The sequence below is a fragment of the Kitasatospora sp. NPDC053308 genome (assembly GCF_055585785.1).
Genome location: NZ_JBVJJY010000001.1, coordinates 168,227 through 189,409, shown reverse-complemented (window position 1 = coordinate 189,409; position 21,183 = coordinate 168,227). Strand labels below are relative to the sequence as shown.

Here is a 21,183-nt window from a genome sequence, read left to right as displayed (position 1 = left end):
AGCTTTCCGGCCGATCCGCCGCCACCCGGGGTGTCCCGGCACCGTAGCGGGGGCAGGACTGCCCACGGCCACCCCGTCGGCAGGAAGAGCCATGCCCACTCGCCAGCTCCGTGACCAGCCGTCCCCGACCGTCCACCCCGACGCCGCCCACCCCGGCTCCGCCCGCCCGCGGTCCGTCCACCCGGGAGCCGTCCACCCCGGGTCCTGCGGCCCGGACACGAGCGACCCCGCGCGCGACCCGGTCCTGCTCGGTGACGTCCTCTTCCACACCCTCGCGGACCTCGCCCGCCGCGCCGCCGCCCCCGGCCTCCCGGCCCAGCGCACCCGCCCGCACCCGTAGCCGGGGCGGGAAAACGCCGGGGGCCTCCCGGCAGCCCGCGGTGCGAGCTGTCGGGAGGCCCCCTTCACGGGCCCGCGGCGTCCTTAGTGGAGCGCCAGCGACAGGGCCGTCGAGCCGGAGCTCGGGACGGGCAGCGCGCCCTCGAACCAGTAGCCGTCGGCGCTGTGCACCTCGTGCAGCTGGCCGTCGACGATGGCCTCGATCACGCGCTCGTTGTGCGGGTTGATCTTGCCCGACAGTGCGGTGATGTTGCCGCCGATGCCGGGGATCACGCCGTCGTGCCAGCCGTCGGAGGCGCTGTACACCTCGTGCAGCTGGTTGTTCTTGACGGCCGAGATCACGCGGGCGCCGGAGGAGTTGTAGTTGAAGCTCAGCGCGTTGATGCCGGACAGGCCGGGGATCACGCCGTCGTGCCAGCCGTCGGAGGCGCTGTAGATCTCGTGCAGCTCGCCGTCCTTGATGGCCTCGATGACGCGGGCGCCCGAGGGGCTGTAGCTGAAGCTCATGGCGGTGATGCCGGACAGGCCGGGGATCACGCCGTCGTGCCAGCCGTCGGAGGCGCTGTAGATCTCGTGCAGCTCGCCGTCCTTGATGGCCTCGATGACGCGGGCGCCCGAGGGGCTGTAGCTGAAGCTCAGCGCGGTGATGCCGGACAGGCCCGGGATCACGCCGTCGTGCCAGCCGGTGGCGTCGGTGTAGATCTCGTGCAGCTCACCGTTCTCGATGGCCTCGATCACCCGGTTGCCGTTGGCGTTGTAGGTGAAGCTCAGCGCGGAGACGCCGGTGACGCCCGGGACGGTGCCGTCGTGCCAGCCGGTGGTGTCGGTGTAGACCTCGTGCAGCTGGCCGTTCTCCACGGCCTCGATCGTCCGGTCCATGCCGGCGTCCGGGTTGCAGACCAGCTTCATGACCTTGTCGGCGTTCGGGGTGCCCAGGCCGGTGGCCATGTCGTAGCCCGAACCGGCCCAGTACAGGCCGCCCTGGATGCCGATGTCGTTGTTGCCGGAGGTGACGTCGCGCAGCGCGCCGAGACCGTGCTTGGCGGCCCAGTAGAACGCCGGGGCGATGAAGCCCACGCGGCCGGAGCAGCCCGGGTTGTTCTGGTGCGCCGTGATGGCGGCCCAGAGCGGAGCGGCGCCGCTGGTGCCGCCGATGATCATCCAGGAGCCGGCGCCGGTGGCGACCATGTAGCCGGTCGCCGGGTCGGCGTCGGCGGCCACGTCGGGCACCTGGCGGCAGATGTTGGTGCCGGTGGCCTGGCAGTTGGTGCTGGTGTAGCCGGGGCCGGTGAAGCCGCCCTGGTAGGCGTTGGCCGCGAGGGACCAGCGGGAGACGCCGCCGCCGCTGGCGCCGCCGTTGCGGTTCCACACCGTCTCGGTGACGGCGCCGCCGTTGCTGCTCAGGCTGGTGCCGCCGACACCGGTGACCAGCGGCTGGCTCGCCGGGTCGGAGGTGCTCAGCAGGTTGGTGATGTTCGCCGGAGCGCCCATGTTCTTCAGGTAGTTGCAGCCGCTGGAGCCGTCGTCACCGGAAGCCGCCACGACGGTCTGGCCCTGCAGCGCCGCCTGGAGGAAGATGTCCCGCTCCGCCGCGAGGTCGCTGCCCGCCATCACCTGGTCGCAGACGCCCCAGCTGGTGGAGACCACCTGCGCGCGGTTGTCCGAGACGATCTGGCGGTAGGTGTTCTGGATGTCCGCCTGGGTGGCGCGCGAGGCGTCCGGACCCTGGTAGACCAGGACGTTCGCGCGGGGCGCGAGGCCGATGACGGTGTCGAGGTCCAGCGCGGTCTCGACGCCGACGCCGTTGTCGCTCGGCGCGGCCTGGGCACCGGTGTTGACCTTGACCCGCTGCACCGAGGCGTTGGTGCCGTAGCAGGACTGGAAGGCGCTCAGACCGGCGTCCGAGTAGTCCTCCAGGGCGAAGATGGCGACGGTCGTGCCGTAGCCGCCGTCGGTCAGGCTGTTGAGCCCGTAGGCCGAGGCGAGCGCGGCCGGGCTGAAGTAGTCCTTGCCGTCGGTCTTGCCGCCGAACTGCATGGCCACGCCGCCGCACAGGGTCGGGTAGCCGGAGGTCGCGGCGGGGGTGGCGGCCGGGTGCGCGAGCCCGGTGGCACCGTCGCCCTTGGCCCCGATCACGTGGTTGCTGTGCGCCTGCGCCAGGGTGTTCAGGCCGACCACGCCGGTGATCGCCCCGGCCACGTCCGAACGCACCGCGGGGGCGGCGGTGTTCAGGAAGCCGGTGCGGCCGTCGGAGGTCTGGTAGCCGGCCAGCTCGACGTCGAAGGCGCGCTTGGCCTGGGCGACGGTGGTGGAGACCGGGATGGTCAGGCCGTCGGCGGCGAGGTCGCCGGGCTTCAGGCCCTGCGCGGTGAGGGCCTGCTTGACCTTGGCGACGGTGGCCGGGTCGGCGCCGAAGCGCTGCGCGAACTCACCGGTCTTCAGGAAGTGGTGGTAGAGCGGCGACGACTTGTCGCTCACCGCCGCGGCCAGCGCGTTGGCGCCGGCCTCGTCACGCGACTTCAGGTGCACGCTCAGCTGCACCGGGGTGTCGTCCGCCGGAGCGGCGGTCTTGGTCGCGTCGGCCGGGATCGCGTTCGGCACGCTGCCGACGCGCTGCGTCGTGGGCGCGTCGGCGTGCGCGGCCGGCAGGCCGGCGTAGGTGACCAGAGCCGCGGTGGCTATGGCCAGGGTGGCCGCACGGGACAGCGGGTTCGCCGTCCAGAGGGGCCGGGCGTGTGGCGCCGGATGAGACATCCGCGCTCCCCCCAATGTGGATGATCCGAGGAACCCTCGAACGAGAGTCCGACGGGTGTTCTATCAGGCCGCGCCGACTCCTTCGCAAGCGAATACCCGGTTGACGCCCTTCACGGCGGCCGGCCGGGGGTCCGGTCCCCGGCGCCGTGCACCGTATGTCCGCTCAAGTCCCTTTGCTGACGGGGGCGGGGGCGCCTCCGGCGCCGGATCGGCGAGGACGGGTGGCTTCCCCGAAGCACGGCGGGGCCGCAGGCGGTCGTGCCTGCGGCCCCGCTCGGGCTCCGCGATCATCCCGGGATCGGTCCGGGATCTGCCCTGGCATCAGCCCTGGGCCCGGCCTCGGAACCGGCCCGGGATCAGGACGGGATCAGGACGGGATCAGGACGGGTCGCCGTACTGGAGACCGCGGCCGTTGGTGCCGACGTAGACCCGGCCGTAGACGTCGGGGTCGCCGGTGACGAGGGCGGTGCCGGCGAAGTTGCCCCACTGGTGGGCGTCGTCGTTGACGCGGACCCAGCTGGTGCCCCCGTCGGTGGAGCGGAAGACGCCGGCGACCCCCTTCACGTGGCCGATCAGGTAGAGGGCCTGGTACGAGGTTCCCGGCGCGGCCTTGCCGAAGCCGAGAGCGGAGGCGGACTCCACCGAGGAGACCGTGCCGAAGCTGCGCCCGCCGTCGGTGGAGTGCAGCAGGCCCCTGCCGCCGCCGGCGAGCCACAGGTCACCGGCGACACCGGGGACGGCGCTGAGCTTGCCGCTCGGCAGGTTCCCGGCGCGGGCGGTGAAGGTCGCACCGCCGTCGGTGCTGGCGTAGAGGGTGCCGTTGGCCACCGAGTAGAACGTGCCGGCCGAGGAACGGTCGGCGACGACCACGGCCCCGTTGCCCAGGCCGTTGACCTTCGACCAGCTCGCGCCCCGGTCGGTGGAGCGGTACGGGGCCTGACCGGCCTCGGTCCAGACGATGCTGGAGCCGTCCGCCGCGATGGCGATGTGTCCGCTGTCGGCGCTGGGCACCGGCTCCGACGGGAAGCCCTTCCAGGTGTGGCCGCCGTCGGTGGAGACGGCGCCGTCCTGCTCGCCGCCCCTGCCGACCCGGACCACCAGCGACGGGTTCGACTGGGCGAAGTCGACGGAAGTGCTGTTGTAGATCGTCGGGTTGACCAGCCGCCCGGCGGGTTCCTTCGTCAGGTCGTCGTACACGAAGCCGCCCTGGTCGCCCATGGCGGTGATGAGGGCGGGGCCGCCGGGCGGGGAGACCGCGTCGTACAGCGCCGTCTCCTCCAGGCCGCGGGCGGGCACCGTCCAGTGGCTGGTGCCGCCGTGGTCGGTCGCGTCGGCGTCCTTGCTGCCCCACAGGCCGCTGCCGGTGCCGTACAGCACGTGCCCGGAGTCGAACGGGTCGATGGACAGGGCCGTCATCCAGTGCCCGATGCCGGTGCCGACGTACGGGGCGGCGGAGGCGTCCCGCACCGACCTGTCGGACTGGGTTTTCCAGGTCGCCCCGCCGTCGGTGGAGCGGTAGAGCTCGTCGGCGGGCCACCAGCGGTCCAGGGTGGTGACCATCACCGTGGACGGCTTCTGCGGGTCGACGGCCAGGCCGGCGAACCCGTAGTCGCCCTGGGACGGGGAGACGTTCTTCCACGCCCCGCCGTTCGTCGCGTACTTCCAGACCGCACCCGCCGTCACGTTGTTGGGGCCGGGGTTGTCGGCGTACGTCACGTACAGCGAGCCGTCCCCGGAGAGCACGCCGTGCTGGGGCACGTAGCCGGTGGGCTGTCCGGCGACGGCCTGCCAGGTCCTGCCGCCGTCGGTCGAGCGGTAGAGATTGGTGGACTTGTCGGCGACGCCGACGTACACGGTGTTGCTGCCGGCCGGGCCGTACGTCACGAAGGAGATGCCCGTGCCGAAGCTCGCGCCGTCCTTGACCGGGAACGAGGAGACCTGGCTCCAGGTGGCACCGGCGTCGGTGCTGCGCCACAGGCCGTTCTTCCGGGTGCCCAGCAGCAGGGTGTCGTGGTTCGCCGGGTCGATCACCAGCCGTTCGCCCGCACCCCGGCCGTCCTCGTTGCCGCCCAGCTTGAACGGCAGGTCGGTGCGCTGGAAGGTGCGGCCGCGGTCGGTGGAGCGCAGGACCGCGCCGTTGCCGGACCAGTCGTTGGTGTAGGTGCCGGCCGCGAGGTAGAGCCGGTCCGGGGCGACGGGGTCGGTGGCCAGGGACTCGATGCCCAGCAGGTTCCAGTCCTTCTCGCCGACCCAGTCGGTCAGCGGGATCCACTGCTCGGCCGCGGTGTCCCAGCGGTAGGCGCCACCCATGTCGGTGCGCGCGTACAGCAGGCCCTTCTCCTTCTGGTTGAAGACCAGGCCGGTGACGTAGCCGCCGCCCGCCACCGGGGCGTTCTTCCACACGTACGAGCCGTTCCCGGAGGGCTGCGCACCGCCCGACTTCACCAGCTTCCACTGCTGGTTGGCGCCGCCCGTGAGCGGCCACTGGATGATCTGCGCGCCCCGGTCGGAGGAGTACCGGGAGACGTCCAGGACCTGACCGCTCGCGCGGGAGGTGAAGGTGACGGCACCGGACTGTCCCGCGTCGGCGATCCTCCACTGCTGCGAGCCCGAGGAGCGGTCCGTCTGCTGCTCGGTGGCGGCGCCCTTGCCGTTCGAGTCGCCCGCGACGCCCAGCACCTTGCCGCTGTTGCGGTTCACCAGCTCGTAGTAGCCGTCCCCGGTGGGCTTCAGCTTCCACTGCTGGTTGGCGGTGTTCTGGTCGGGCCACTGCTGGACGCGGGTGCCGTCGGCGGTCGAGAAGGCGTTGACGTCCAGCACCTGGCCGCTGCTCACGGAGACCAGCCGGTAGTAGGCGCCGTCGTCGATCGTCGCGGCCTGCGAGTCCTCGTGCACGAAGAAGTACGACACGGCGGCGAGGGGCACACCGAGCAGCAGAGCGGTGGTGCCCGCGCGACGGCGGTGGCGCCCGCGTCGGCTGCCCTTCGGAGGGGTGCTCATGGGTAGACGTTCTCCTTGCGAACCGGTCACGGAAGAAGTGCGGATCCGGACGGCGGCACCGGCCGGATCCACCCCCTGGTGGTCACCGGTTCCGCGAAGGTTGCCGGGGGCCGGAGAATTCTTCGGGGCGGCCCGAGGAGGGAATCCGGGGCCGGCCCGACGGGAAAGATTCCTCCCGGCGGCGGCAACCTCCGTGCGCGCGGCGGCAACCGGCAGGTGACCGAGGCCCGGATCGGGGCCCACAGCGTCGGAGGGACAAGCCGTTGTCAGACCAGAACCGTGTTCATCGCCGCCGTCCGCCCACCCGCCGCGTCATCGCCGTCGCCGTGGCCCTCGCCGCCGTGGGCGCGGCCGTACCGCTGATCGCGCAGGCCGCGTTCACGCCGGACTCCGGCACGCCGACCACGCTGGGTGCGGCGGCGGCCGGCAGCGGCCGCTACTTCGGCACCGCGGTGGCCGCGGGCCGGCTCGGCGACTCGACGTACTCCGCCATCCTCGACCGGGAGTTCGGCACCATCACCCCGGAGAACGAGATGAAGTGGGACAGCACCGAACCGTCCCGGGGGTCGTTCAACTTCGGCCCCGCCGACGCGATCGTCAACCACGCCGCCGCCCACGGCCAGAAGCTGCGCGGCCACACCCTGGTCTGGCACTCCCAACTGCCCGGCTGGGTCCGCTCGATCAACGACGCCAACACGCTGCGCGGCGTGATGGACAACCACATCACCCAGGAGGCGTCCCACTACAAGGGCAAGATCTACGCCTGGGACGTGGTCAACGAGGCCTTCGCCGACGACGGCAGCGGCCGCCACCGCAGCTCGGTCTTCCAGGACGTGCTCGGCGACGGCTTCATCGAGGAGGCCTTCCGCACCGCGCGCACCGCCGACCCCACCGCCAAGCTCTGCTACAACGACTACAACATCGAGAACTGGTCCGACGCCAAGACCCAGGGCGTCTACCGCATGGTCAAGGACTTCAAGTCCCGCGGCGTGCCGATCGACTGCGTCGGCTTCCAGAGCCACTTCGGCGCCGGCGGCGCTCCGGCGAGCTTCCGCACCACGCTCGCCAACTTCGCCGCGCTCGGCGTGGACGTCCAGCTCACCGAACTCGACATCGCCCAGGCCGCCGCCAACGCCTACGCCGATGCCGTCAAGGCCTGCCTCGACACCCCCCGCTGCACCGGCATCACGGTGTGGGGCATCCGCGACAGCGACTCCTGGCGCACCGGTGAGAACCCGCTGCTGTTCGACGGCAAGGGCACCAAGAAGGCCGCCTACGGCTCGGTGCTGACCACCCTGGCGGGCGCCGGCGGCGGTACGCCGGACGGGGACCTCACCTCCGGCGGCGTCTACACCCTCACCGGCGCGGCCACCGGACGCGTCCTCGACGAGCCCGCCGGCCAGAACGGCAACGGCACCCCGCTCCAGGTCTGGGACGCCAACGGCGAGGCCGCCAACCAGCAGTGGCGGGCCACCAGGAACGGCGACGGCTCCTACACGCTCACCAACCTCGCCAGCGGCCGCGTCCTGGACGAGCCGGGCAACCGGACCGGCAACGGCACCACGGTGCAGGTCTGGGACGCCAACGGCGGTGCCAACCAGCACTGGAAGGCCGCCCGCAACAGCGACGGCACCCACACCCTGACCAACGTCGCCAGCGGCCGCGCCCTGGAGACCCCGGGCAACCGGACCGCCAACGGCACCGGCGTCCAGATCTGGGACTCCTGGGGCGCCGCCAACCAGCACTGGACCTTCAAGCCGGCCGGGGCGCCGACGGGCGGCAGCAGCACCTGCGCCCTGCCGTCGACGTACCACTGGTCCTCGACCGGCGCACTCGCCCAGCCGGCCCACGGCTGGGGCGCGCTGAAGGACTTCACCGACGTGGTCTACCACGGCAAGCACCTGGTCTACGGGTCGACCGTGAACGGCTCCTCGTACGGCTCGATGGCCTTCGCCCCGTTCACCGACTGGTCGGACATGGCCTCGGCCCCCCAGACCGGCATGAGCGAGAAGGCGGTGGCGCCGAGCCTGTTCTACTTCGCGCCCAAGAACATCTGGGTGCTCGCCTACCAGTGGGGCCCGTGGCCGTTCGTCTACCGCACCTCCGGCGACCCGACCAACCCCAACGGCTGGTCCGCGCCGCAGCCGCTGTTCACCGGCTCCATCCCGGGCTCCGGCACCGGCCCGATCGACCAGACCCTGATCGGCGACGACCAGAACATGTACCTGTTCTTCGCCGGTGACAACGGCAGCATCTACCGCGCGAGCATGCCGATCGGGAACTTCCCCGGCACCTTCGGCTCCTCCGCCACGACGGTCATGACCGACACCGTGAAGAACCTCTTCGAGGCCCCGCAGGTCTACAAGGTCAAGGACCGGAACCAGTACCTGATGATCGTCGAGGCCCGGGGCGCGAGCGAGCAGCGCTACTTCCGCTCCTTCACCGCCACCAGCCTGAACGGCCCCTGGACCCCGCAGGCCGCCACCGAGAACAACCCGTTCGCCGGCAAGGCCAACAGCGGTGCCGGCTGGACCAACGACATCAGCCACGGCGACCTCGTCCGCGACAACCCCGACCAGACGATGACCATCGACCCCTGCCACCTCCAGCTCCTCTACCAGGGCAAGTCCCCCACCGCGACCGGCCCCTACGACCAGCTCCCCTGGCGCCCGGGCCTCCTCACCCTCCAGCGCTGACCGGCCCCACCGCGCACGGGCGCTCCCCGGAGCGGCCGGCTCCGCCCGCACGCGGGCGGAGCCGGGCGGCCGTTCAGGAGGCGAGGCGCTTCAGCGCTGCGGTGGCGAGGCCCTCGACGTAGGCCGGGGCGTCGGCGGGCCGGCCGGTGAGCTCGACGACGGCGACCTTGGTGCCGCTGCGCAGGACCGCGACCCCGCCGCTGACGGTGCCGTCGCCGTCGTAGGACTGGTACCAGCGGCCGCTGCCGCCGGTGGCGGCCAGGGTGTGGGCCGGGCCGTAGTGCCAGTGGCCGGCGGGCTCGTCCTGGCAGTCCTGCACGAGCGCGACGAGCTGCTTCTCCCACGTGTCGGCCGCGGCCCCGGTGGGGGCGCTCGCGGCCGACTCGATGAGCAGGCCCTTGGTGTCGAAGGTCCAGGTCACGGACGCGTACGCGGTGGCCTTGCCCTGGGTCAGGTCATGCATCGTCTCCTCGCCGGAGCACGCGGACAGCCCCTGGCGTCCGGTCAGCGTGACGGTCGCGCCGACCGGGTTCAGGCCCCGCTGGAGGTCCTCGCTCTGGACGAGGCGGGCGGAGCCGAGGCCGGGCGCGGCGGCGACCGCGGCCGGACGGGCGGCGTCGTGCGCGGCCGGTTCGGCGGTGGCCGACTGGGCGCCGACGACGCCGGCCGTGATCAGCGCGGCGGTGAAGCAGGCCGCGGCGGCGAGCCGGGTGCGGCGGACGGACTTCTGCTGGACGGTCCGGTTCTCGGTCATCGTGTCCCCCTGCTGGTCGGGACGCCTGCTGCGTCCTCGTACAACCGGGGAGATGCCGCGACCCGGGGGAAAGTTGGAGCCCCGATCCGCTGTTTCACAGCTGTGACAGAGCGGTCCTGACGACGCGGTCCATCGCGGCCGTGTCCAGGCAGGCGTAGACCTCCAGCACCCCGTAGTGGCTGCCGCTGCGCAGCACGGCGATGCCGCCGCAGGGCTCCCTCCCCTCGGGCGCGGTGCCGCCGGTGTTGAGAGATCCCTGGTAGCTGCCCATCCAGCTCGCGGTGACGTCCGGGCCGAGCCGCAGCGCCGTGGTCCTCCCGTAGACCCAGTGCCCCGCCGGTGCCTCCTGGCAGGGCTCCTCCTCCAGCAGCAGGCGCTGGGCGTAGTTCTGCGCCAGGGAGGGGCTCTGGGCCTCGGCGGCGACCTCGCGGGCGACCTGGTCGTCGGGGCTGACGGCCAGGGTGGGGTCCTCCGGGGTCGTACGGGTGCCGGTCATCAGTCCGCGGAAGTGGGCGCCGCGGCCGCCCAGGGTCTGGGTGAGGGTCTTCTCGCCGGTGCAGGCGGCGTTGGCGTAGGCCCCGTCGCCGTACCGGTCGGTGACGTGGATCCGCCCGCCGCCGACGTCCTGGCCGAACGCCGCGGGGCCCAGGAGGTTCGCGGTCGTCAGCGGCCCGGTCGCGCCGGTCGCCGCGGTCGCCGCAGTCGCCGCGGTCGGTGAGGCGGCGCCGGAGGCCGAGGACCCGGGAGCCGGTGCGGAACCGCCGGGCGGCGCGGGAGCGGACGCCCCCGGGGACGCCGCGCCGGCCGCGGCCCCCGATTGCGCCGCCGGGTGCGGGGTGGCGCCCGGAGGCGTCGGCAGGACGTACCGGCCGGTCGCCAGCCCGAGCGCGGCGGCTGCCACCAGGGCGGCCGCGGCGGACCGGGGCCGCAGGACGACGCGGCCGCCGCCCGTCGGGGGACGGCCCTTCACGGACCGGTGACCAGGCGCTCGCGCATGAAGCGGCGGGCCTTGTGGATGCGGTCCTTGACGGTGCCCAGCGGTACGTCCAGCGCCTCGGCCACCTGGGTGTAGGTCAGGTCGCCCAGGTCGCGCAGCACGAAGGCCTCCACGAGGGCGGGGTGCTGCCGCTCCAGCGCGGCCAGCGCCTCCATCAGGTCGAGCCGGGTTCCGGCGATGACGCTGGTGGTGCGCGGGTCGACGGACTCGGGGAGGTCGGCGTGGCTGTCCTCGGCGCGCCGGCGCATCGAGCGGTAGGTGGACCGGGCGGCGTTCGAGGCGATCACCGTCACCCACCCCTGGAAGGAGCCGTGGCCGCCGTACTCGCCCAGGTGCGTGCTGATGGACAGCAGGGCGTCCTGCGCCGCCTCCTCCGCGTCGGCGTGGTGGGGCAGGAAGCGCGCGCAGCGGCGCAGCACCACCGGCCGCAGCTTGGCCAGCAGGTACTCCCTGGCCCCCGGGTCCCCCGCCTGGGCAGCCGCCACGAGCCGTTCCAGCTCGCCTTCCTCGAACACCCGGATCCCCCGTCTCGTCCCGCCCGGCACCCGCCCGTCCGGCGGGAGTTCCGCGCTCCCCCCGACTCCGGCAGAATGCTGCCACATGCGCAAGCTCGGCCGTTACCTCCTCCTGGAGCGGCTCGGAGCGGGCTCCTTCGCCACGGTCTGGAAGGCCTACGATCCGGAGCTCGACACCGAGGTCGCGGTGAAGGTGCTGGCCGAGAACTGGGCGGCCAACGCCGACGTGCGGGAGCGGTTCCTGGCGGAGGCGAGGCTGCTGCGCCGGATCGCCAGCCCGCGGGTGGTCCGGGTGCACGACGTCGGGGTGCAGGAGGAGCGGCCCTACTTCGTCATGGACTACGTCCGCGGCGGCACCCTGGCGGACCGGGTCGGGCAGTGCGACCCGCAGGAGGCGCTGCGGCTGGCCGCGGAGGCCGGCTACGCGGTCCAGGTCCTGCACGAGGCGGGCGTGGTGCACCGCGACGTCAAACCGTCCAACCTGCTGCTCGCCACCGACTCCGCGCCCGCCGCCGTGCTGGTGGCGGATCTGGGCAGCGCGAAGCAACTGGCCGACGCGTCCGGGCTGACGGTGACCACGGGCACGCCCGCCTACATGGCACCGGAACAGGCCTTCCAGACCGGCGGGTTCGACGGCAGGGCCGACGTCTACGCGCTGGCCGTCGTGGCCTACGAGCTGCTCACCGGGCAGAAGCCCTTCGGCCCGGGCGGACGCGCCACCGCCCTGATGAGCGGCCAGCCGACCGCCTCGACGCTGCCGGCGCTCCCCGCCGGAACGGAACTCCCGCCGAACGTCGCCCTGCTGCTGCGGGCCGCGATGTCCGTCGAGCCGGCGGACCGCCCGCCGACCGCCCGGGACTTCGCGGACGCGCTGCTGGCTCCGGTCCCGCAGTCCCGGCCCCCGGACGGCCCGGGATGGCTGACCCGGCGCGCCGTCCTCCTGGCGTCCGGCACGGTGTTCACGGCGACGACCCTGCTGAGCTGGCTGCTGCGGTGAAGCCGACCGGGACCGCCGCCCCGGCCCGGCGGCCGCTCCCCGTCCCCGACCCGCCTCGCCCGGGCCGCAACGGTCGTCGAGTCGGCGCGGGCCCGGCCGCCGACGGCTCCCGTAGGGTCGGGGCATGCGACTGAGCACGGTGATCCTCCCCATCCACCGGTGGAGCGAGGGGCAGAAGATCTGGCGGCGGGCCGAGGACCTCGGCTTCCACGCCGCGTACACCTACGACCACCTGTCCTGGCGGTCCTTCCGGGACGAGCCGTGGTTCGGTTCGGTCCCGACCCTGACGGCGGCGGCCACCGCCACCGAGCGCCTCCGCCTGGGCACGCTGGTGACCTCGCCGAACTTCCGGCACCCGGTCACGCTGGCGAAGGAGCTGATCACGCTGGACGACGTGTCCGGCGGGCGCCTCACCCTGGGCATCGGCGCCGGCGGCACCGGCTTCGACGCGACGGCGATGGGCCAGGAGGCGTGGTCGCCGAAGGAGCGGGCCGACCGGTTCGGCGAGTTCCTGCCGCTGCTGGACGAGCTGCTGCGCACTGACGCCACCACCCGCGAGGGCACGTACTACTCGGCGGTCGAGGCGCGGAACATCCCCGGCTGCGTGCAGACGCCGCGGGTCCCGTTCTACGTCGCCGCGACCGGCCCGCGCGGGCTGCGGCTGGCCGCCGAGTACGGCCAGGGCTGGGTGACGTACGGCGACCCGAAGGGCCCGGCGGACGTCCCGGTCGAGCAGGCGCCCGCGGTGATCGCCCAGCAGATCGCGAAGCTGACGGCGGCCTGCGAGGCGCAGGGCCGGGACGCGGCCACGCTGGAGAAGGTGCTGCTCCAGGGCTCGACGGCGGAGAAGCCGCTCCAGTCCGTGGACGCCTTCGTCGACTGGGCGGGTACGTACCGGGAGCTGGGGATCACCGAGCTGGTCATCCACTGGCCGGTGCCGGACTCGATCTTCGAGAACGACCTCGCCGTCTTCGAGCGGATCGCCACCGAGGGCCTGGCGCAGCTGAGTTGACCCCTTCCGGCCCGGGCGCGCGGGGTGGCGCGCGCCCCGGCCGGGCGGGTGGCGGTGGAACACCCCCGAGGGTGTCGGCGGGAGGCGCTAGTCTGTCGGCCGCACCATCCAACTGATCATGCGTCACAACGGGGGATCCTTCGTCATGCCTGCTTCCAGGAGACTGCTCGCCGCCGCTCTGGTGGCCACCGCCGCGTTCGGTCTGGCGGCCTGTGGACCGGACGACTCGTCGGACCAGGGCGCGGGAGGCGGAGCGACCGCCGCGACCGCCGCCCCCACCACCGCGGCCCCGGCCGTCTCGCCCTCCGTCGCCCCCGGGAAGACCGCGCCGAGCGGGAAGCCCTCGGGGACGGCTTCGCCGGGGGCCTCCGGCGAGCCCGAGGGGTTCTGCACCCACGACCCGCTGCCGGCCGGCCAGAAGTGGATCTACCCGGTGAAGGGCACCACCACGACCACCCTGGTCTACAAGGAGACCAAGGACGTCTGCGGCGTCGACGACGTCGGCTTCGAGCCGGTGGGCGCCGACAAGACCGCCGCCTTCGCACCGACCGCCAAGGGCCACCTCCGCTCGGTGGTCGCCCCGCCGAAGGACGTCAACGTGGCCGACGTGGTCAAGCACATCAACGAGTGCATCGCCACGCCGGGGAACCAGAAGGGCTCGTACCCCTGCTCGACCGGCGACTACAAGCTGGCGCTCGACGCCTCCGGCAAGGTCGTCGAGCTGTGGGAGCGCCCGCACTCCTGAGTTCCCGGTCCTGAGTCCGCACGCGCTTGGCTCCGCACGCTTGGGTCCGCACGCTTGGGTCCGCTCGCCCGAGTCCGCACCGCCGGCCCGGGGCCGATCCGCCGACCCCTAGGGGAGATCGGCCCCGGCGTCATACCGCAGCAGCACAGGGCCTCGTCATTCCAGCCCATGCCCGCCGCGGCCCGTGCGCACTACCTTGAGGGCGTGTCCACAGCTGTCATCACGACGGACGGCCTCACCAAGAGGTTCCCCCGGGTCACCGCCCTCGACCAGCTCACCGTCGAGGTGCGGCCCGGGGTGGTCGGGCTGGTCGGGGCCAACGGTGCGGGCAAGTCCACCCTGATCAAGATCCTGCTCGGGCTGGCCCCGGCCACGTCCGGCCGGGGCGAGGTCCTCGGCCTGGACATCGCCACCCGGGGCTCCGAGATCCGCGAGCGGGTCGGCTACATGCCCGAGCACGACTGCCTGCCGCCGGACGTCTCCGCGACCGAGTTCGTCGTCCACATGGCCCGGATGGCGGGCCTGCCCGCCACCGCCGCCCGGGAGCGCACCGCCGACATCCTGCGGCACGTCGGCCTGTACGAGGAGCGGTACCGCCCGATGGGCGGGTACTCGACCGGCATGAAGCAGCGGGTCAAGCTCGCCCAGGCACTGGTGCACGACCCCAAGCTGGTGCTGCTGGACGAGCCGACCAACGGCCTCGACCCGGCCGGCCGGGACGAGATGCTCGCCCTGATCCGCCGCGTGCACACCGACTTCGGCATCTCCGTGCTGGTCACCACCCACCTGCTCGGCGAGTTGGAGCGCACCTGCGACCACCTGGTCGTCATCGACGGCGGCAAGCTGCTGCGGTCCTCCTCCACCGCCTCCTTCACCGGGACGACGGCCGTCCTCGCGGTGGAGGTCACGGACCACCCGGAGGACCATCGGCTCGAACCCGGGGCGGCCGTGCGCGAGCGCCTGGCCGCCGCCGGCATCGAGGTCCAGCCCGAGGGCTCGCACCTGCTGCTGGTCCGGCTCGCGGACGAGTCGACGTACGACACCATCCGCGACACCGTCGCCGAACTCGGCCTCGGCCTGGTCCGGTTGGAACAGCGGCGGCACCGGGTCGCCGAACTCTTCACCTCCCCGACGGGCGAGGACGGCCGGACCGCCGAGCGGCCGGCGCAGGCAGCACAGGCGGCGCAGGCCGAACGGGCCGAGCAAGCGGAGCGGATCGATCACACCGAGCAGACCGATCACACCGAGCAGACCGAGCAGAGCAGGGGAGGGACGGACGATGTCGCTGCCTCCTGAGACCGCGCCCGCCGACACCGGCGTCATCCACGACATCGGCTACCGCGGCTACAACGGCCCCCGGCTGGGCCGCGGTTACGCCACCCGCTCGCTGTTCACCCAGAGCCTGCGCGCCGCCTACGGCCTGGGCCGCTCCGGCAAGTCCAAGGTGCTGCCGATGCTGGTGCTGGGCGTGGTCACCGTGCCCGCCGTCATCATGGTCGCGTTCGCGATCACCCTGAAGCGCGAGGAACTCCCGGTCGAGTACGCGGGCTACCTCGCCAGTCTCAACCTGGTGGTCTCGGTCTTCCTCGCCTCCCAGGCGCCGGTCCTGCTCTCCCGGGACCTCCGCTACCAGACCGTGCCGCTCTACTTCTCCCGCCCGATCACCCGCACCGACTACGTCCGGGCCAAGTTCGCGGCCATGGTCTGCGCCCAACTGCTGCTGATGTCGGCGCCGTTGCTGGTGCTGTACCTCGGTGCGCTGCTCGGCGGGATGGACTTCTCGTACAACACCGGGCACGTCCTGTACGGCCTGGCCGCGGCCGTGCTGTACGCGCTGGTGCCGACCTCGGTGGCGCTGGTCATCGCGGCCGCCACCCCGCGCCGGGGCTTCGGGGTGGCCGCCGTCATGGGCTACCTGGCCATCAGCGCCGCGGTGGCCGGCGTCGCGGTCGGCATCAGCAACCCGAGCACGACCGGCTCCGACACCGCGCAGTGGACCTCGCTGATCTCGCCCACCAACCTGGTGGAGTCCCTCGTCAACGAGCTGTTCGACCTCGGCACCGGCCTCGACCGCCGGCACGCGCCGGGCGGGCTCGGCCTGGCGGTCTTCGCACTCGTCGCGGTGGCCATGGTGGTGGGCTCGTACCAGCTGCTGCTGCGCCGCTACAAGAAGGTTTGAGAGAGGGCGGCATGGCCACCATCAGCATCGACAAGGTCTCCCGCTGGTTCGGGAACGTGGTCGCGGTCAACGACATCACCATGTCCATCGGTCCCGGCATCACGGGCCTGCTCGGGCCCAACGGCGCGGGCAAGTCCACCCTCATCCACATGATGAGCGGCTTCCTCTCCCCCTCCAGCGGCTCGGTCACCCTGGACGGCGCGCCGATCTGGCGCAACCAGCAGGTCTACCGGCAGATCGGACTGGTCCCCGAGCGGGAGTCCATGTACGACTACCTGACCGGCTGGGAGTTCGTCCTCGCCAACGCCGAACTGCACGGCCTGCCGCAGCCCGGCGCCGCCGCCCGCCGGGCGCTGGACCTGGTCGAGATGGCGTACGCCAAGGACCGCCGCACCGGGACGTACTCCAAGGGCATGAAGCAGCGGGTCAAGATGGCCTCCGCGCTCGTCCACGATCCGGCCGTGCTGCTGCTGGACGAACCCTTCAACGGCATGGACCCGCGCCAGCGGCTCCAGCTGATGGACCTGCTGCGCCGCTTCGGCGCCGACGGCCGGACGGTGCTGTTCTCCTCCCACATCCTGGAGGAGGTCGAGCAACTCGCCCGGCACATCGAGGTGGTGGTGGCCGGCCGGCACGCGGCCTCCGGCGACTTCCGCAGGATCCGCCGGCTGATGACCGACCGCCCGCACCGCTACCTGGTCCGCTCCAGCGACGACCGCCGGCTCGCCGCCGCGCTGATCGCCGACGGCTCCACCACCGGCATCGAGGTGGACGAGCGCGACCGCGCGCTGCGGATCCAGGCGGTCGACTTCCAGGGCTTCACCACCCTCCTGCCCAGGGTCGCCCGGGAGGCCGGCATCCGCCTGTACACCGTCTCCCCGGCCGACGAGTCGCTGGAGAGCGTCTTCTCGTACCTGGTCTCCGCGTGACGGCCGCGCCCGACCCCGTGCTCGCCGCCGCGCCCGACCCCGTGCCCGCCGCCGTGCCCGGCTCAGCACCGGCCGCCGCGCCCGACCCCGTGCCCGCCGCCATGCCCTCCGTTGCCCAGGAAGGGGCCGACCGACCATGAACCCCACCGTCGCCAGGCTGACCCTGCGCGGACTGCTGGGGCGCCGCCGCGGCCTGCTGCTGTTGGTGGTCCCCGCCCTGTTGCTGCTCGTCTCCGCCCTCGCGAGCGGGTCGGACAACACCGACACGCACGGGCTGACCGTCCGGATCCTCGGGGATCTCGGCCTCGGCACCCTCGTCCCGATCCTCGGCCTGGTGGTCGGCACCGGGGTGATCGCCACCGAGATCGACGACGGCTCGATCGTCTACCTGCTCGCCAAGCCGCTCCCGCGGTGGCGGATCATCACCACCAAGCTGGCCGTCGCGATCGGCGTCACCTGGCTGTTCTCGGTCGTCCCGACGCTGCTGTCGGGGCTGCTGCTGTACGGCACCCGGGACGGCATGGTGCTGGGCTACACCGTCGCGGTGCTGGTCGCCGGGGCCGCGTACAGCGCGCTGTTCCTGCTGCTCGGCGTGGTCACCCGGCACGCCGTGGTGGCGGGGCTCGGGTACGCCCTGATCTGGGAGTCGGTGGTCGGCAACTTCGTCGACGGCGCCCGGACGCTGAGCATCCAGCAGTGGGGCCGCGCGGTGGCCGAGGCGGTCGCCGGGGACGCCGCCATCGGCGCCGACGTCTCCTTCGGCGTGGCCGTCCCGCTGCTGCTGGCGGTCACCGTCGGAGCGACGGTGCTGGCCTCGGTGAAGCTGGCCGGACTGACCCTGGCCGGCGAGGAGTGATCCCGACCCGCACACGGGGTGGGGAGTGATCCCGACCCGCACGCGAGGCGAGGAGTGACCCCGACCCGCACACGGGGTGAGGAGTGATCCCGCCCGGCGGGCGCGGCGCGGAGTGGTCCCGACCGGCGCGCGCGACGCGGAATGAGCCGTACGGCGCCCCGGGCATCCCCGGAGCGCCGTACGGAAGGACCCACGAAAGGTTCTCAGAGCGTACGGTCGCGGCCCGCGCCCCAGCCGGCCGCGCCCACCACCACGACCAGCACCAGCATCAGCACCAGGGTGGTCTCCCAGCCGCCGGTGAGCTGGTGCAGCGCGCCCGCGCCGACCGGTCCGGCCGCCGCGACCAGGTAGCCGATCGCCTGCGACATCCCGCCCAGCTGGGCGGCCCCGGCCGCGCTGCCGGTGCGCAGCACGATGAACGCCAGGCCCAGGCCGAGCGAACCGCCCTGCGCCACGCCGAGGACGGCCGCCGAGACCCACGCCGCGGACACCGGCGCGACCAGCAGCATGGCGATGCCCAGTCCGTTCAGCGCGGCCATGGTCACCGCCAGCGCCCGCTGGCTGGTCATCCGGCCGGCCATCAGCGGCACCAGGAAGGCCCCGGCCACCTGCACCAGGTTGGAGAAGGCGAAGACCAGACCGGCCTGGCCGCGGTCCATCCCGTGGTCCGCCAGGATCGTCGGCATCCAGGCCACCAGGGTGTAGACCAGCAGCGACGAGATGCCCATGAAGAGGCTGATCTGCCAGGCCAGCGGGGACTTCCAGAGGCCCTCGATCGGCTTCCCCGGCGCGGCCGCCGCGGCCACCACGCCCCGCTCCCGACGGCTGCGCAGCACCTGCGGCAGCCAGGCCACCGCCGCGACCAGCGCGAGCAGTGACCAGGCGCCGAGCGAGGCCCGCCAGCCGCCGCCGAGGGCGTGCTCCAGCGGGACGGAGGTGCCCGCGGCGAGGGTGGCCCCGACCAGCATGGTGGTCGAGTAGACACCGGTCATGGTCGCCGCGCGGTCCGGGAACTCCCGCTTGACCAGGCCCGGCATCGACACGTTCAGCACCGCGATGGCCACGCCGATCACCACGCAGCCCGCGTACAGCGCGAACACCGAGGGCAGCACCCGCAGCAGCACGCCGGCGCCCAGCACCAGCACCGCGCCCAGCACCACCCGCTCGGCACCGAAGCGGCGGGTCAGCCGGGGGGTGAGCGGGGCGCCGACGCCCTGGAACAGCACCGGCACGGTGGTGATCAGGCCGCTCGCGGTCGCGGAGAGGCCGAAGGTCCGCTGGATCTCGCCGACCATCGGGGAGACCGCGGCCAGGCAGGCACGCATGTTCAGCGCGACCAGCACGATGCCGGTCAGCAGCAGGAGCGGATGGGCCAGCCGGGCGCGGACGGGGAGCGGGGCGGGAGTGGTGACAACCGGCTGCTGGGCACGGGTGACGGCCATGGGGGTGCTGTTTCTTTCTGGACGTACGTGGATGCGGGCGGGAAGCGGAGGCTCGCGCCGTCCCTACTTCCGGGCCGCGATGGCCGCGAGCAGCTGCTCGACGGCCGCGGTCGGGCCGGCGAGCAGCGCACGACACGCCGCCTCGGCCCGGTCCGGGTCACCGCTCTCGATCGCGTCGACCAGTGCCTCGTGGGTCGCCATGACCGCCTCGGGCATGTCGTGGTCGCCGAACGCGGCGGTCATGGACTCGCGGACGGAGGCGCCGAAGTAGCGGTACACCTCGGTCAGGGCGGGGTTGTGCGCGGCCTCGACGACGGCGGTGTGGAACTCCAGGTCGTGTTCGACGGTGGCCTCGCGGCTCGCCCGCTCGGGGTGCGTCGCGAACACCTCGGCCTCACGGGCCAGCGCGGCGCGCATCCGCCGGACGTCCTCGGGGGTGTGCCGCAGCGCGGCCAGCCGCGCGCCCTCGGTCTCCAGCGCGGCGCGGACCTCCAGGACGTCCCGGATGCCCGAACGCTGGACGCCGCGCAGCACCGACGCCGGGTCGCTGGTGGACCGTACGAAGGTCCCCTCGCCCTGGCGGGAGACCAGCATCCCGGCGTGCACCAGCACCCGGATCGCCTCCCGCACGGTGTTCCGCCCGACCTGCAACCGCTCGGCGAGCTCGTGCTCGGTGGGGATCCGCGACCCGACGGGCCACGCGCCAGCGGCCAGCTGCTCCCGCAGCTGCTCGATCGCGGTGTCCACCAGCGACCGCCGCCCGGCCGCCTGCAGACCGTTGCCGTCGCCGCTCATCCCGGGCCTCCCTCCGTCACCGCGCCTCACCAGTCGTCGGTCATCCTACAACTGCTTGCCCGGTCATCCTACAACTGGCCCAGAACAGTCCGTAAACGTCCTGCCACCTTCGAGCCCACGGAAACCGCGCCCCCGGCAGGCCCCGCCCCCGAGCCAGCGCCCCCACGGTCACGGCCCACCGGCCTGTCCGTCCGCGCGTGTCCCCGGCCGCACCCTCCATGGGCACACCCCCGTACCCCCGGGCCGCCGAGGCCCTGGTCAGCGGGGCGGGTAGAGCTGCTCCAGCACGGCCGCGACGCCGTCCTCGTCGTTGCTGGTGGTGACCGCGTCGGCGACGGCCAGGAGTTCTTCGTGGGCGTTGGCCATGGCGACACCGTGCGCGGCCCAGCCGAACATCGGGACGTCGTTGGGCATGTCGCCGAAGGCGATGGTGTCGCGGGCGCGCAGGCCGAGGCGGCGGGCGGCGACGGCGAGCCCGGTGGCCTTGGAGAGGCCGAGCGGGAGGAGTTCGACCACGCCGGCGCCGGCCATCACGACGCCGATCAGGTCGCCGGCGGCGCGGCGGGCGGCTTCGGCCAGGGCGTCGTCGGTCAGGGCGTGGTGCTGGATGTAGAGCTTGCTGACGGGGGAGGCGAGCAGCTCGCCGCGGTCGACCCGGACGACGGGCAGGTCGGAGCCGATGAGCAGTTCGTAGCCCGGCCCGGCCAGCACCTGGCCGTCGAGGCCGTCCTGGTTGGCGGCGATGGCGAGCGGCCCGGTCTCGGCTTCGATCTTCTCGATGGCGAGCGCGGCGAGCCGGCGGTCGAGGGTGAGCGAGGTGAGCAGCTTGTGCGCGCCGGCGTCGTAGACCTGGGCGCCCTGGCCGCAGACGGCTATCCCGGTGTAGCCGATCTCGTCGAAGACGGGCCGGGCCCAGACGGCCGAGCGGCCGGTGACGATGATGTGCAGCGCGCCCGCGCCGGTGGCCGCGGCCAGTGCGGCGCGGGTGCGCTCGGAGACGGTCTCCGCGCTGGTCAGCAGGGTGCCGTCGAGGTCGGTGGCGACCAGCCGGTAGGGCAGGTCGCCACCGCCGAGGGTGCCTTCCGGGGAGACGGGGCTGGGGCTGGTGGTGCTCATGGGCCGGTCGTCTCCCGGGAGTTGCGGGTGGAGCGGGTACTGCGAGTGCGTGCGGGT

17 protein-coding genes are annotated in these 21,183 nt (G+C 73.1%); 9 read left to right on the top strand and 8 right to left on the bottom strand.

Annotation, left to right across the window (positions count from 1 at the left end; all coding sequences use genetic code 11):
• The first annotated feature begins 91 nt into the window (after positions 1-91).
• Positions 92-340, top strand: a complete 249-nt coding sequence (locus tag ACZ6Y7_RS00890) for a hypothetical protein (RefSeq protein ID WP_465755743.1) — start codon at positions 92-94, stop codon at positions 338-340.
• An 83-nt stretch (positions 341-423) separates the two neighbouring features.
• Here the strand turns inward: ACZ6Y7_RS00890 and ACZ6Y7_RS00885 are convergent, their stop codons facing one another.
• Both ACZ6Y7_RS00885 and ACZ6Y7_RS00880 read right to left on the bottom strand, forming a co-directional pair.
• On the bottom strand, positions 424-3,093 hold the full coding sequence (locus ACZ6Y7_RS00885) for a S53 family peptidase (protein ID WP_465755742.1): 2,670 nt from the start codon (positions 3,091-3,093) through the stop codon (positions 424-426).
• Positions 3,094-3,471: 378 nt separating this feature from the next.
• Positions 3,472-6,093 (bottom strand): RICIN domain-containing protein, encoded by a 2,622-nt coding sequence (locus ACZ6Y7_RS00880; protein ID WP_465755741.1) that lies wholly within the window; start codon positions 6,091-6,093, stop codon positions 3,472-3,474.
• Positions 6,094-6,356: 263 nt separating this feature from the next.
• On the opposite strand from ACZ6Y7_RS00880, the gene ACZ6Y7_RS00875 reads away from it, so the two are divergent.
• Positions 6,357-8,789 (top strand): non-reducing end alpha-L-arabinofuranosidase family hydrolase, encoded by a 2,433-nt coding sequence (locus ACZ6Y7_RS00875; protein ID WP_465755740.1) that lies wholly within the window; start codon positions 6,357-6,359, stop codon positions 8,787-8,789.
• 73 nt (positions 8,790-8,862) lie between these two features.
• Here ACZ6Y7_RS00875 and ACZ6Y7_RS00870 read toward each other — a convergent pair whose 3' ends face one another.
• The 3 genes from ACZ6Y7_RS00870 to ACZ6Y7_RS00860 form a co-directional block, all read right to left on the bottom strand.
• Positions 8,863-9,543, bottom strand: a complete 681-nt coding sequence (locus ACZ6Y7_RS00870; protein ID WP_465755739.1) for a hypothetical protein — start codon at positions 9,541-9,543, stop codon at positions 8,863-8,865.
• 94 nt (positions 9,544-9,637) lie between these two features.
• Complete coding sequence (locus tag ACZ6Y7_RS00865; RefSeq protein WP_465755738.1) at positions 9,638-10,513, bottom strand: hypothetical protein; 876 nt, start codon at positions 10,511-10,513, stop codon at positions 9,638-9,640.
• Positions 10,510-11,055: an RNA polymerase sigma factor gene (locus ACZ6Y7_RS00860; RefSeq protein ID WP_465755737.1), complete on the bottom strand. Its 546-nt coding sequence runs from the start codon at positions 11,053-11,055 to the stop codon at positions 10,510-10,512. The genes ACZ6Y7_RS00865 and ACZ6Y7_RS00860 overlap by 4 nt, the downstream gene beginning before the upstream one ends.
• Before the next feature lie 85 nt (positions 11,056-11,140).
• Here ACZ6Y7_RS00860 and ACZ6Y7_RS00855 point away from each other — a divergent pair, with 85 nt between their 5' ends.
• The 7 genes from ACZ6Y7_RS00855 to ACZ6Y7_RS00825 all read left to right on the top strand — a co-directional run bounded on the left by ACZ6Y7_RS00855 (position 11,141) and on the right by ACZ6Y7_RS00825 (position 17,773).
• On the top strand, positions 11,141-12,052 hold the full coding sequence (locus ACZ6Y7_RS00855; RefSeq protein ID WP_465755736.1) for a serine/threonine-protein kinase: 912 nt from the start codon (positions 11,141-11,143) through the stop codon (positions 12,050-12,052).
• A gap of 124 nt (positions 12,053-12,176) precedes the next feature.
• A complete protein-coding gene (locus ACZ6Y7_RS00850) occupies positions 12,177-13,064 on the top strand; it encodes an LLM class flavin-dependent oxidoreductase (protein WP_465755735.1) in 888 nt (295 codons plus the stop codon).
• Positions 13,065-13,209: 145 nt separating this feature from the next.
• Entirely contained in the window at positions 13,210-13,809 is a 600-nt protein-coding gene (locus tag ACZ6Y7_RS00845; protein ID WP_465755734.1) for a hypothetical protein, read from the top strand.
• Between the two features lie 168 nt (positions 13,810-13,977).
• Positions 13,978-15,105 carry an ABC transporter ATP-binding protein gene (locus tag ACZ6Y7_RS00840; RefSeq protein ID WP_465755733.1) on the top strand — a complete coding sequence of 376 codons (1,128 nt, stop codon included), beginning with the start codon at positions 13,978-13,980 and terminating at the stop codon, positions 15,103-15,105.
• Positions 15,089-15,988, top strand: a complete 900-nt coding sequence (locus ACZ6Y7_RS00835) for an ABC transporter permease (RefSeq protein WP_402221462.1) — start codon at positions 15,089-15,091, stop codon at positions 15,986-15,988. The genes ACZ6Y7_RS00840 and ACZ6Y7_RS00835 overlap by 17 nt, the downstream gene beginning before the upstream one ends.
• Before the next feature lie 11 nt (positions 15,989-15,999).
• Positions 16,000-16,917, top strand: coding sequence for an ABC transporter ATP-binding protein (locus tag ACZ6Y7_RS00830; protein ID WP_465755732.1), 918 nt, complete (start codon positions 16,000-16,002; stop codon positions 16,915-16,917).
• Positions 16,918-17,053: 136 nt separating this feature from the next.
• The gene (locus ACZ6Y7_RS00825) at positions 17,054-17,773 is read left to right on the top strand and encodes an ABC transporter permease (RefSeq protein WP_465755731.1); all 720 of its coding nucleotides are present in this window, start codon (positions 17,054-17,056) and stop codon (positions 17,771-17,773) included.
• 203 nt (positions 17,774-17,976) lie between these two features.
• Here the strand turns inward: ACZ6Y7_RS00825 and ACZ6Y7_RS00820 are convergent, their stop codons facing one another.
• The 3 genes from ACZ6Y7_RS00820 to ACZ6Y7_RS00810 all read right to left on the bottom strand — a co-directional run bounded on the left by ACZ6Y7_RS00820 (position 17,977) and on the right by ACZ6Y7_RS00810 (position 21,126).
• On the bottom strand, positions 17,977-19,215 hold the full coding sequence (locus ACZ6Y7_RS00820; RefSeq protein ID WP_465755730.1) for a CynX/NimT family MFS transporter: 1,239 nt from the start codon (positions 19,213-19,215) through the stop codon (positions 17,977-17,979).
• Positions 19,216-19,278: 63 nt separating this feature from the next.
• Entirely contained in the window at positions 19,279-20,010 is a 732-nt protein-coding gene (locus ACZ6Y7_RS00815) for a FadR/GntR family transcriptional regulator (RefSeq protein WP_465755729.1), read from the bottom strand.
• Between the two features lie 258 nt (positions 20,011-20,268).
• Positions 20,269-21,126, bottom strand: coding sequence for an HAD family hydrolase (locus ACZ6Y7_RS00810; RefSeq protein ID WP_465755728.1), 858 nt, complete (start codon positions 21,124-21,126; stop codon positions 20,269-20,271).
• Positions 21,127-21,183 lie beyond the last annotated feature (57 nt).

Coding starts and splice junctions, on each gene's coding strand:
- ACZ6Y7_RS00890 (WP_465755743.1), top strand. CDS start 92: ATGCCCACTCGCCAGCTCCGTGACCAGCCGTCCCCGACCGTCCACCCC.
- ACZ6Y7_RS00885 (WP_465755742.1), bottom strand. CDS start 3,093: ATGTCTCATCCGGCGCCACACGCCCGGCCCCTCTGGACGGCGAACCCG.
- ACZ6Y7_RS00880 (WP_465755741.1), bottom strand. CDS start 6,093: ATGAGCACCCCTCCGAAGGGCAGCCGACGCGGGCGCCACCGCCGTCGC.
- ACZ6Y7_RS00870 (WP_465755739.1), bottom strand. CDS start 9,543: ATGACCGAGAACCGGACCGTCCAGCAGAAGTCCGTCCGCCGCACCCGG.
- ACZ6Y7_RS00855 (WP_465755736.1), top strand. CDS start 11,141: ATGCGCAAGCTCGGCCGTTACCTCCTCCTGGAGCGGCTCGGAGCGGGC.
- ACZ6Y7_RS00850 (WP_465755735.1), top strand. CDS start 12,177: ATGCGACTGAGCACGGTGATCCTCCCCATCCACCGGTGGAGCGAGGGG.
- ACZ6Y7_RS00845 (WP_465755734.1), top strand. CDS start 13,210: ATGCCTGCTTCCAGGAGACTGCTCGCCGCCGCTCTGGTGGCCACCGCC.
- ACZ6Y7_RS00840 (WP_465755733.1), top strand. CDS start 13,978: ATGCCCGCCGCGGCCCGTGCGCACTACCTTGAGGGCGTGTCCACAGCT.
- ACZ6Y7_RS00835 (WP_402221462.1), top strand. CDS start 15,089: ATGTCGCTGCCTCCTGAGACCGCGCCCGCCGACACCGGCGTCATCCAC.
- ACZ6Y7_RS00830 (WP_465755732.1), top strand. CDS start 16,000: ATGGCCACCATCAGCATCGACAAGGTCTCCCGCTGGTTCGGGAACGTG.
- ACZ6Y7_RS00825 (WP_465755731.1), top strand. CDS start 17,054: ATGAACCCCACCGTCGCCAGGCTGACCCTGCGCGGACTGCTGGGGCGC.
- ACZ6Y7_RS00820 (WP_465755730.1), bottom strand. CDS start 19,215: ATGGCCGTCACCCGTGCCCAGCAGCCGGTTGTCACCACTCCCGCCCCG.
- ACZ6Y7_RS00815 (WP_465755729.1), bottom strand. CDS start 20,010: ATGAGCGGCGACGGCAACGGTCTGCAGGCGGCCGGGCGGCGGTCGCTG.
- ACZ6Y7_RS00810 (WP_465755728.1), bottom strand. CDS start 21,126: ATGAGCACCACCAGCCCCAGCCCCGTCTCCCCGGAAGGCACCCTCGGC.